We start from the raw sequence: 10,432 nt of genomic DNA, 5'->3' as shown, positions 1-10,432 counted from the left end.
GTTCACCGCGTGTTCTCCAACCTGAAGCGATGGGCGAAAGGTGTGTTTCACGGCCTCAGGAAACGCCATCTGCAACGCTACCTTGACGAGTTCGTGTTCCGCTGGAACCGGCGGCGACACATGCAGAGCGCTTTTGATACGCTGCTCGGGATCGGGGCCGGTCTCGCACCGGCGACCTATCGTGATTTCGTCGATCAGCGCGTCTGAGAACCGTCTTTCACGGTAAAAGCTACGCTCTGCATGCCCGAGCAACGCTGCAAACGGATCTAATCCGTGCCTCAATCCACAATCAAGAACTCTGTCGCCTCAACATGTAGTCCCGCCGGAACAAAAGGGATAAGCCTTATAGGCCCGCACATTCTCATCAAAGCTGCCATCCGCCTCCAGCCCCAGCGCAAGCGCCCGGTCGGCATGGATATCGAACCGCCAGCCCCCCACGATCCGGCGCACCGCCTCTTCCGGCTGCCAGGTGATCAGGCGCGCGGGCTCAGGCCCCGCCACGGCCGTCATCGCGTCGATCATCTGCCGGATCGACAGGGTCCGCCCCGGCATCTGCAGGATGCGGTTGCCTCCCAGATCCCCGGCCGAAATCTCCGCCACCCGGATCAGGTTCTCAACGCATTTGCGCGGGCTCAGATAGTAGTGCCGGAAATCCTCATCCACCGGGCAATTGGCCCACTGCCCATTGAGCGGCTCGCGCAGGATCGACGACATGAAACTCGACGCTGCGCGGTTCGGCTTGCCGGGGCGGATCGAGATCGTCGGCAGGCGCACACCGCGCCCGTCGATATAACCCTTGCGCGCATAATCGTTGACCAGCAACTCGCCCACGGCCTTCTGCGTGCCGTAAGAATTCTGCGGATTGAGCAGCGACACCTCGGTGATCGGATCAGGAACCTCGCCGCCATAAACCGCCAGCGACGAGGTGAAGATCAGCAGCGGCGCCGTGCCCAGCGCCCGACAGCGCTCCAATATGTTGAGCGTCCCGTGAAGGTTGATCTGAATCCCCTCCTCGAACGCCTCCTCGGCACGCGAGGACACCACAGCGGCAAGATGATAGACCACCTGCGTCTCATCGGTGATGACCCGCGCCACCGAGGCCGGATCGGTGATATCACACCGCACCGTATCCACCGGCACCGCCCCCTCGATCCCCACCGGATCGGTCACATCCGCAAGCGTGATGCGACGCACCGGCTGACCGTTCAGCCTGCCCCGCGCCACCAGCGCACGCGCCAGCTTTTGCCCCAGAAACCCGGCCCCGCCGATGATGACGATATTCATACCTGTCTCCCCCCTCACCTGCCCCCGACCGGGCCGATTATTGCCTTGCGTCCCGGTATATCAGCCATGATGCTCGCCACAAGCAGCCCACCCGCCGGAGGAGACCATGACCAAAGCGCCGAAATCCGGGCGTTTCCGCTCGCAGGAGTGGTTCGACAATCCCGACAACCCGGGCATGACCGCGCTCTATCTCGAACGCTATCAGAACCAGACCTTCACCCGCGAAGAACTCCAGAGCGGTCGCCCCGTCATCGGCATCGCCAATACCGGCTCCGATCTTGCCCCCTGCAACAAGATCCACATCTTCCTGATGGACCGGATCAAGGCCGGCATCCGCGACGCGGGCGGCATCCCGATGGAATTCCCGGTGCATCCCATTCAGGAAACCGGCAAGCGCCCCACGGCGGCGCTCGACCGCAACCTTGCCTATCTCGGCCTCGTCGAGGTGCTGCACGGCTATCCCATCGACGGCGTCGTGCTGACCACCGGCTGCGACAAGACCACGCCCGCGCAACTCATGGGCGCGGCAACCGTCGACATTCCGGCAATCGCCCTCAATGGCGGGCCAATGCTCGATGGCTGGTACAAGGGTCAGCGCGCAGGTTCCGGCACCGTGATCTGGGAGGCGCGCCGCCTGCTCGCCGAAGGCCGCATCGACTACGAAGAGTTCATGGAGCGCGCCTGCGCCTCGGCCCCCTCGCTGGGCCATTGCAATACCATGGGCACCGCCTCGACGATGAACGCCATGGCCGAGGCCCTCGGCATGACACTGACCGGTGCTGCGGCAATCCCCGCCCCGTTCCGCGAACGCATGGAAATGGCCTATGCCACCGGACGGCGCATCGTTGACATGGTGTTTGAGGATCTCAAACCTTCCGACGTCCTGACGCGCAAGGCGTTCGAGAACGCGATCAAGACCAACACCGCCATCGGCGGATCGACCAACGCGCCGCCGCACCTTCAGGCCATCGCGCGCCATGCGGGCGTGGCGCTGCACATCACCGATTGGCAGACCGTCGGCTTCGACGAACCGCTTCTCGTCAACATGCAGCCCGCCGGAGAATATCTCGGCGAAAGCTTCCACCGTGCGGGCGGCGTGCCTGCGGTAATGGCCGAACTCATGAAGGCCGGGCGCCTGCATGCCCACGTGATGACCGCCACCGGCAAGACCATGGGCGACAACCTCGCCGGTCGCGACAGCCACGACCACGACGTGATCCGCCCCTATCACCGGCCCTTGCGCGAAAAGGCGGGCTTTCTCGTCCTGTCGGGCAATCTCTTCGACTCCGCGCTGATGAAAACCTCCGTGATCTCAGATGCGTTCCGCGACCGGTTCCTCTCCACCCCCGGCGCCGAGGGGATATTCGAGGCCCGCGCCGTGGTCTTCGAGGGGCCAGAGGATTACCACACCCGCATCAACGACCCGGACCTTGCCATCGACGAGCACACGATCCTCTTCATCCGCAATGTCGGCTGCGTCGGCTATCCGGGCTCGGCCGAGGTGGTGAACATGCAGCCCCCCGATGCGCTGCTGCGCGCAGGCGTACGGCACCTGCCCACGGTCGGTGACGGGCGGCAATCGGGCACCTCCGAAAGCCCGTCAATCCTCAACGCCTCTCCCGAATCGGTGGTGGGCGGCGGGCTGGCCTATCTGCAAACCGGCGACCGGGTGCGGCTCGATCTCAACACCGCCACGATGGACGCGTTGGTAGATCCAAAGGAATGGGCGCAGCGTCAGGCCGACTGGTCCGCCCCTGACCTGGAGAGCCATACCCCGTGGCAGGAGATATATCGCCGCCATGTCGGGCAACTCTCGGATGGGGGCTGCCTCGAACTGGCAACCGCCTATCAGCGCGTCGCGCGCGACCTGCCGCGCGACAATCACTGATCAGCGCAAGAGCGCCTCGATACGCCCGGTGATCTCTTTCGAGGTCGGGCGCGCGACCGATCCCCATGTGCCCGCGACCGCACCATCAGGACCGATCAGCACCTTGTTGAAGTTCCACGAGGGCGCAAACCCCGCCTCTTGCGCGAGCGAGGCGTAAAACGGGTGTGCCTGCGATCCGCGCACCGGCGTGATCGTCGTCATCGGGATATCGAGGCCGAAATTGACCTCGCAGAAATCCTTGACCTCGGCCTCGCTCGACAATTCCTGCCGGAAATCATCGGACGGCACCGCAAGAACCACCAGCCCCCGGTCACGATATTCGTCGTAAAGCGCCTGCAACCCGTCATACTGATGGGTGAACCCACAGCGCGACGCGGTGTTGACGACCAGCACCGGTTGCCCCCGCCAATCGCTGAGCCGGATTTCTCCTCCGTCGATATTGCCGAACGGGGCTGCCAGATCGAGCGCAGCGGCAGGCAGGGCGAAAAAAGCGGCGAAAAAGGCGATGATCAGGCGCATGTCAATTCTCCGAAAAATTACGTGATTTACGTCGCGACCCCGGCGGTGGATCACTCTGCCCCGCTATTCCATTTTCCGGCCCGCGCCCCATCTGTTATCCTGAACCATAGCACAGGAGGCGCGAGACGTGACCGAATACCGCAAAGACCCCGACAGGATCGCCGCCCTCTCACCCGAAGAATACCGGGTGACACAGAAGAACGGCACCGAACGCCCCGGCACCGGCAAATACCTGAATAACAAGGAGCCGGGCATCTACGTCGATATCGTCAGCGGAGAGCCACTCTTCGCCAGTTCCGACAAGTATGAATCCGGCTGCGGCTGGCCCAGTTTCACCAAGCCCATCGAACCTGCCCACGTGGCCGAAAAACATGATTTCACCATGGGCATGATCCGCACCGAGGTGCGCAGCCGCGATGGCGACAGCCACTTGGGCCATGTCTTTCCCGATGGTCCCAGCGACCGGGGCGGCTTGCGCTATTGCATCAATTCGGCAAGCCTGCGATTCATTCATCGCGACGACATGGAAGCGCAGGGATATGGCGCGTATCTCGATCAGGTGGAGGATATGACATGAGCGAACGTGCAGTTCTGGCCGGTGGCTGTTTCTGGGGCATGCAGGATCTCATCCGCAAGCTGCCCGGCGTGATATCGACCCGCGTGGGCTATACCGGCGGCGATGTGCCCAATGCAACCTATCGCAATCACGGCACCCATGCCGAAGGCATCGAGATCGTCTTCGACCCCGCCAAACTCAGCTATCGGCGCATTCTCGAGGTGTTCTTCCAGATCCATGATCCGACCACCCTCTATCGACAGGGCAATGACGTAGGGATGAGCTATCGCTCGGCGATCTACTACTGCTCCGAAGAGCAAAAGGCCGAGGCGCAGCGCACCATCGCCGATGTCGAGGCCAGCGGCCTCTGGCCCGGAAAGGTCGTCACCGAGGTCGAGCCCGTCGGCGATTTCTGGGAGGCAGAGCCAGAGCATCAGGATTACCTGAAACGCTTCCCAAAGGGTTATACCTGCCACTTCCCGCGCGCCGATTGGGTCTTGCCCCGCAAGGAGGCGGACACGGACGCCTGACCATGGCACCCCCGGACCGCGCCCGCCCCCTCACCGGGATCGCGCTCAAGATCACGTCGGTCACGCTCTTCATCACCATGGCCTCGCTGATCAAGGCCACGTCGGGGCACATTCCCCCCGGCGAGGCGGTGTTATTCCGCTCGTTCTTCGCCATCCCGGTGATCCTCGTCTGGCTCATGCTGCGCGGCGACCTGCGCACCGGTCTCAGGGTCCGCTCGCCGCTAAACCATTTCTGGCGCGGCTTTGTCGGCACGGCGGCCATGGGGCTGGGATTTGCCGCGCTCGGCCTGCTGCCACTGCCAGAGGTCACGGCCCTGGGATATGCCGCCCCCTTGCTGGTGGTGGTCTTCGCGGCAATGTTCCTCAACGAGCAGGTCGGCCTCTTTCGGATCGGCGCGGTCGGCCTCGGTCTTGCGGGCGTGTTGATCGTGCTTGCCCCGCGCCTCACGGCGCTGAGCGGCCCGACCGTCGAGACGATGCAGGCCGTGGGCGCGATGCTCGCCCTCACCGGCGCGATCTGCGCAGCACTGGCGCAAATCTACGTGCGCAAACTGGTGCAGACCGAAGAGACCAGCGCCATCGTCTTCTACTTCTCCGTAACCTCCACATTGCTCTCCTTCCTGACTATTCCCTTCGGCTGGGTTCTGCCCTCCGGCCCGGAATTCGGCCTTCTGGTCCTCGCCGGGCTTCTGGGCGGTCTGGGGCAGATTTTCCTCACCTCATCCTACCGCTTCGCCGATGCCAGCGTCGTCGCCCCGTTCGACTACGCCTCGATCCTCCTGGCACTCGGGATCGGGTATTTCATCTTCGACGAGGTCCCGACCAGCGCCATGCTCACCGGCGCATCGCTGGTCATTCTGGCCGGGATCATCATCATCTGGCGCGAGCATCAGCTGGGGATCAGACGTAATAGGGCCCGCTCTGCGCGGACACCGGAATAGGGTGGGAATAGCCTGAAGCGGACATAGCACCCCGCCAGAAGGTGCCGCGTGATCGCAGGGCCGGGGACTGGCGATGCAACGGCAGATGCGGGTACTTTATCCCAGCCAAGTCATTCTAAACTCAACACGTTGCGCGCCCTATCATATCGCCAGGCCGCGAGACGGCCCGGCGATCACGCGGCACCTTCGGTGCGTTTCGCGCGGGCGGTGTGTACGTAGGGTTTAGGCCAAAACACCCCCAGCCTACCCCCCCGTCAACGTCGCCAGCGCATAAGGCGGCCAGAGCATCGCCCGGCGCAGCCGCCCCAAAGGCCAACGCCCCGGCGGCTTGCGCAGGATCTCCGGATAAAGACGCCCCGGCACCCGGTCCATCGCCAGATCGGCCAGCAGCGCCCCGGCATAACTCCCCATCGCCACCCCATTGCCATGATAACTCAGCCCGGTGAACGCGCCCGGCATATCCGGGATCGGCCCGGCATAGGGCGTAAGATCCGGCGACAGCGACAAGAGGCCATTCCAGCTATGCGACGTCTCGACATCGGCCCATGCCGGGAACATCCGCTCGAAATGCGCCCGGATCGTGCGATCCATCCGCGCATCGAACCGAGCCGAGGAAAACAGCCCGCCGCGCATCCCGAACAGCATCCGGTTATCGGGCATCAACCGGAAATAATGCAGAAAAAACCGGTCATCATAACACATCTGCCGCGTGGTCCAGCCCTGCGCGGCCAGTTCATCATCACTCATCACCCGGGTCACGATCACATTCGATTGCGTCGGCAGGTAGCGCGCCCGCATCCACCCCGGCAGGTCATCCGACGAATAGCCATTGGTCGCCACGATCAGCCGCCGCGCGGTGATCTGCGCCTGCGGCGTGGTCAGGTGAAACACCCCGTCCTGCCGGATCGCACTCACCGGGGACTGCCCATGAACACGCGCCCCGGCGCGCACTGCCGCCTCCGCCAACCCAAGCGTATATTTCATCGGGTTGAGCGCCACGCCGACGGGCGTGGTGAGCGCGGCATGAAATGGTCCCTTCATGCCCATCTGCGCCAGTTCAGAGCCTGAGATTACCTCCGGCACCACGCCGTAATCCGCCTCGATCTGCGCAGCCCGCGCGGCAAACCCCGCAACCGCGCGCGGCGTATGCGCCAGCAGTGTCTCACCCTCGGAATGCAGATCGGCCTCAATCCCGAGCCGCGTGATCAGGTCACGGGCAAACCGTGCCGCCTCAACCTCTGCACGGCGATACTCCCGCCGCGCGTCCTCGCCATGGGTCTTGCGCAGGATCGTGTCCGACGCGGCAGAGCCGCCCAGGCAGCAGAACCCGCCATTGCGCCCAGACGCCCCCCAACCAGGCACCTGCGCCTCGAACACCCGGACATCCTGACCGGCCTCGGCCAGATGCAGTGCCGCCGACAGCCCGGTGAACCCCGCGCCGATTACCGCCACATCGCAGGTGATCCGTCCCTCCGCCGCCGGGTAATCGCGCGGAACCACGGTGGTCGGCCAGTAACAGCCCGCACGCGGCCCCTCGCCATAGGCATGCGCCGGATAGACGCGGTTCATGCGTGAACGGCGGCGCGTTCGTCGGCCTGTTGGCGCAGGCTGGCGCGTTTGGTGATCAGCGACGCGGTGATCACCCCGACCGCCACGATGGCGATCATGATGGTCGAGAGCGCGTTGATCTCGGGGCTGACCCCCAGCCGGATCGACGACCAGATCTTGATCGGCAGTGTCGTGGCCGACGGCCCGGCGGTGAAGGAGGCGATCACCAGATCGTCAAGCGACAGCGTGAACGCCAATAGCCAGCCGGAAATCACCGCAGGCGCGATGATCGGCAGGGTCACAAGGCGGAACGCGTCGAAATGCGAGCACCCCAGATCAAGCGCCGCCTCTTCCAGCGACCGGTCAAAGGTCACCAAACGCGACGACACCACCACCGACACGAAACACATCGAAAAGGTGGTATGCGCGAGGATGATTGTGAAAATCCCCCGATCCAGCCCAATCCCGATGAACAATAGCAAGAGCGACAGGCCGGTGATCACCTCGGGCATCACCAGCGGCGCGTAGATCATCCCCGAAAACAGTGTCCGCCCATAAAACCGCCCCGCCCGCACCAGCACCAATGCGGCCATGGTGCCCAGCACCGTGGCGATGGTCGAGGACACCACCGCCACCTGTATCGTCACCCAGGCCGCATCGAGAAACGCCTCGTTCTGTATCAGCGTGCCATACCACTTGGTCGAGAATCCGGCCCAGACCGTCACCAGCTTCGATTCGTTGAAGCTGTAGACGATGAGGATGATCATCGGCAGGTAGAGAAAGGCAAAGCCGAGCGTGAGCGAGGTGGCGTTGAACCATGTCAGACGTCTCATGCGCACACCCTCGGATGAACGATTTCTTCAAAAGAAATCGGATCGAAATCTTTCAAAGATTTCGTCTGCAACCGTCGCGTCATCCCTCGGCCTCCCGCTGTTTCTGCTCGTTGCGCTGGAACAGCACGATAGGAATGATCAGGATCAGCAACAGCACCACCGCCACAGCACTCGCCACCGGCCAGTCGCGGTTGTTGAAGAACTCTTCCCACAACACCTTGCCGATCATCAGCGTCTGCGACCCGCCCAGAAGCGACGGGATCACGAATTCACCGATGGTCGGGATGAAGACCAGAAAGCAGCCCGCGATGATGCCGGTTTTCGACAGCGGTATTGTAATCAGCCAGAACGCCTTGATCCGCGAACACCCCAGATCCTCGGCCGCCTCCAGCAAGGATCCGTCCATCCGCTCCAACGCCGAATAGATCGGCAGGATCATGAAGGGCAGATAGGTGTAGACGATGCCGATATAGACCGCCACGGGCGTGTTGAGGATGGTCAGCGGCTCGGAAATCAGGCCAAGGCTCAACAAGAGCTGATTGAGATAGCCCTCGGTCGACAGGATTCCCATCCACGAATAGACCCGGATCAGGAACGAGGTCCAGAACGGCAGGATCACCAGCATCATCAACGTCGGGCGCCAGTGATCGGGCGCATTGGCCATGCCATAGGCGATCGGATAGCCCACCAGCAGCGTGCACAAGGTGGCGATAGAAGCGATCTGCAAAGACGACAGATAGGCCTTCCAATACAAATCATCGGTCGTCAAAAACACGAAATTCTCGAAATCGAGCCCGGCGAAGAAATCCCGGAGTCCCTTCCAGCCCTCCGAGAGATCGAGCGTCGGGGTATAAGGCGGAATCGCCAGTTCGATATCGCTCAGACTGATCTTGAGCACGATGACAAAGGGCACCAGGAACAGCGCCAGCAGCCACAGATAGGGCAACAGGATGAGCGTCGCGCGTCTCATTCGCCCAGCACCACACCGGCGGTATCGCGGAAACTGATCCAGACCTTGTCTTCCCAGGTAATGTCGCGCTGCGCGACACGCCGAGTATTGGCCAGCTGTGCCTTGACCATCGTGCCATTGGCCAGTTCGACGTGATAGGTCGACAGGTTGCCCAGATAGGCAATGTCGATCACCTTGCCCCTGAGCGCATTGGCCGACTCCGGCCTGTCCTTGGAAATGCCCAGCTTTTCAGGCCGCACCGCCAGCGTCACGCGCTTCCCGGCAAGCGCCGGATCGCCATTGCTGGCAATCAGCGGCGGCTGCCCCTCGGCCCAGTGAATGGTGATCCCGCCCGGAGCGATCGCGTAAGGCTGCACCGCAGATGCGGCCGCCTTGCTTTCCTCGGGCGTCGGCGGCGGCAACTGCTTGGGCGCATCCTCACGCGGCCCGAGAATATACTTGAACAGCTTGTCATGCAGCCACTTGCCGCGCTCATTGGGTTGCGGCGCGCGGGGCGCAGTCTCTGCGGCGGGGATCTCCGCCTCGAACTGTGCCGGCGTCTCAGATTCGGCAGTCGATGCCGCCTCTGCACCGCCCTCGCGCGCCTCGGCCATCCCGTCGATCAGGTTCACATCACCGATGAAATCCGCGACGTAACGCGAGGCCGGGGCCTCGTAGATCACCTGCGGCGTATCGGCCTGAATGATCTTGCCCGTATCCATCACCGCAACCCGGCTCGCCACCGTCATCGCCTCTTCCTGATCATGGGTGACGATGACAAAGGTCGTGCCGGTCTTTTCCTGAATATCCATCAGTTCGAATTGCGTCGCCTGCCGCAGCTTGGCATCGAGCGCGCCCAGCGGCTCATCCAGCAACAAGAGCTTCGGCGCCTTGGCGAGGCTACGCGCCAACGCCACCCGCTGCCGCTGCCCGCCTGAAATCTGATGCGGCTTGCGTCGCGCGAATTGCTCCAGCCGCGTCAGCTTGAGCATCTCCTCCACCCGCGCCGCGATCTCATCCTTCGACTTGCCGTCCCGCTTCAGCCCAAAGGCGATATTGTCCCACACCGACAGATGTGGAAACAGCGCGTAGGACTGGAACATCATGTTCACTGCCCGCTTGTTTGGTGGAAACGGCGCGATATCCTGTCCGCCCAACAGAATTGTGCCCTCGGTCGGTTTCTCGAACCCCGCCAGCATCCGCATCATCGTCGTCTTGCCGCAGCCCGACGGCCCGAGCAGGGCAAAGAACTCCTTCTCGTAGATGTCAAAGCTCTGATTGTCGATCGCGGTGAACTCACCGAACCGCTTGGTGACGTTCTTGAACTGAATCAGCGGCTTGGCGTCCGGATCGTTCCACGGCTCGAATACGGTTTGTGACATGC

General features: G+C 62.9%; 11 protein-coding genes. 5 read left to right on the top strand and 6 right to left on the bottom strand.

What is annotated here, in order from left to right; all coding sequences use genetic code 11:
* Nucleotides 1–207, top strand: a 207-nt coding sequence (locus BMX04_RS15840; protein ID WP_139194582.1) for a transposase, incomplete at its 5' end; no start/stop codon positions are given.
* A 99-nt stretch (nt 208–306) separates the two neighbouring features.
* Here the strand turns inward: BMX04_RS15840 and denD are convergent.
* Nucleotides 307–1,284, bottom strand: coding sequence for a D-erythronate dehydrogenase (gene denD / locus BMX04_RS15835; protein ID WP_074787863.1), 978 nt, complete (start codon nt 1,282–1,284; stop codon nt 307–309).
* Nucleotides 1,285–1,390: 106 nt separating this feature from the next.
* Here denD and BMX04_RS15830 point away from each other — a divergent pair, with 106 nt between their 5' ends.
* Entirely contained in the window at nt 1,391–3,172 is a 1,782-nt protein-coding gene (locus tag BMX04_RS15830) for an IlvD/Edd family dehydratase (RefSeq protein WP_074787862.1), read from the top strand.
* On the opposite strand, the gene BMX04_RS15825 is transcribed toward BMX04_RS15830, so the two are convergent.
* Entirely contained in the window at nt 3,173–3,691 is a 519-nt protein-coding gene (locus tag BMX04_RS15825) for a glutathione peroxidase (protein WP_074787861.1), read from the bottom strand.
* 127 nt (nt 3,692–3,818) lie between these two features.
* Between BMX04_RS15825 and msrB the strand changes: the two genes are divergently transcribed.
* From msrB to BMX04_RS15810, 3 genes are read left to right on the top strand one after another with little or no spacing between them, the layout of a single operon-like run.
* Entirely contained in the window at nt 3,819–4,268 is a 450-nt protein-coding gene (gene msrB / locus BMX04_RS15820) for a peptide-methionine (R)-S-oxide reductase MsrB (RefSeq protein ID WP_074787860.1), read from the top strand.
* Nucleotides 4,265–4,777 (top strand): peptide-methionine (S)-S-oxide reductase MsrA, encoded by a 513-nt coding sequence (gene msrA / locus BMX04_RS15815; RefSeq protein ID WP_074787859.1) that lies wholly within the window; start codon nt 4,265–4,267, stop codon nt 4,775–4,777. The genes msrB and msrA overlap by 4 nt, the downstream gene beginning before the upstream one ends.
* 2 nt (nt 4,778–4,779) lie before the next feature.
* Nucleotides 4,780–5,718 (top strand): DMT family transporter, encoded by a 939-nt coding sequence (locus BMX04_RS15810; protein WP_074787858.1) that lies wholly within the window; start codon nt 4,780–4,782, stop codon nt 5,716–5,718.
* Nucleotides 5,719–5,961: 243 nt separating this feature from the next.
* Here BMX04_RS15810 and BMX04_RS15805 read toward each other — a convergent pair whose 3' ends face one another.
* From BMX04_RS15805 to BMX04_RS15790, 4 genes are all read right to left on the bottom strand, one after another.
* Nucleotides 5,962–7,287, bottom strand: coding sequence for an NAD(P)/FAD-dependent oxidoreductase (locus BMX04_RS15805; protein ID WP_074787857.1), 1,326 nt, complete (start codon nt 7,285–7,287; stop codon nt 5,962–5,964).
* Nucleotides 7,284–8,099, bottom strand: a complete 816-nt coding sequence (locus tag BMX04_RS15800) for an ABC transporter permease (protein ID WP_074787856.1) — start codon at nt 8,097–8,099, stop codon at nt 7,284–7,286. Before BMX04_RS15800 ends, BMX04_RS15805 begins: the two co-directional genes overlap by 4 nt.
* A 79-nt stretch (nt 8,100–8,178) precedes the next feature.
* Nucleotides 8,179–9,069 carry an ABC transporter permease subunit gene (locus BMX04_RS15795; RefSeq protein WP_050663133.1) on the bottom strand — a complete coding sequence of 297 codons (891 nt, stop codon included), beginning with the start codon at nt 9,067–9,069 and terminating at the stop codon, nt 8,179–8,181.
* On the bottom strand, nt 9,066–10,430 hold the full coding sequence (locus tag BMX04_RS15790; protein WP_074787855.1) for an ABC transporter ATP-binding protein: 1,365 nt from the start codon (nt 10,428–10,430) through the stop codon (nt 9,066–9,068). Before BMX04_RS15790 ends, BMX04_RS15795 begins: the two co-directional genes overlap by 4 nt.
* Nucleotides 10,431–10,432 lie beyond the last annotated feature (2 nt).

The sequence above is a fragment of the Roseovarius tolerans genome, from assembly GCF_900109855.1.
In the GTDB taxonomy this organism is placed as follows: Bacteria; Pseudomonadota; Alphaproteobacteria; order Rhodobacterales; family Rhodobacteraceae; genus Roseovarius; species Roseovarius tolerans.
Note: the sequence above shows the minus strand (reverse complement) of the source record. Positions and strands in the feature narration are given on the sequence as shown.

Excerpts from the sequence above, each read along its gene's own strand:
- denD (WP_074787863.1), bottom strand. The coding sequence starts at position 1,284 with ATGAATATCGTCATCATCGGCGGGGCCGGGTTTCTGGGGCAAAAGCTG.
- BMX04_RS15830 (WP_074787862.1), top strand. The coding sequence starts at position 1,391 with ATGACCAAAGCGCCGAAATCCGGGCGTTTCCGCTCGCAGGAGTGGTTC.
- BMX04_RS15825 (WP_074787861.1), bottom strand. The coding sequence starts at position 3,691 with ATGCGCCTGATCATCGCCTTTTTCGCCGCTTTTTTCGCCCTGCCTGCC.
- msrA (WP_074787859.1), top strand. The coding sequence starts at position 4,265 with ATGAGCGAACGTGCAGTTCTGGCCGGTGGCTGTTTCTGGGGCATGCAG.
- BMX04_RS15810 (WP_074787858.1), top strand. The coding sequence starts at position 4,780 with ATGGCACCCCCGGACCGCGCCCGCCCCCTCACCGGGATCGCGCTCAAG.
- BMX04_RS15805 (WP_074787857.1), bottom strand. The coding sequence starts at position 7,287 with ATGAACCGCGTCTATCCGGCGCATGCCTATGGCGAGGGGCCGCGTGCG.
- BMX04_RS15800 (WP_074787856.1), bottom strand. The coding sequence starts at position 8,099 with ATGAGACGTCTGACATGGTTCAACGCCACCTCGCTCACGCTCGGCTTT.
- BMX04_RS15795 (WP_050663133.1), bottom strand. The coding sequence starts at position 9,069 with ATGAGACGCGCGACGCTCATCCTGTTGCCCTATCTGTGGCTGCTGGCG.
- BMX04_RS15790 (WP_074787855.1), bottom strand. The coding sequence starts at position 10,430 with ATGTCACAAACCGTATTCGAGCCGTGGAACGATCCGGACGCCAAGCCG.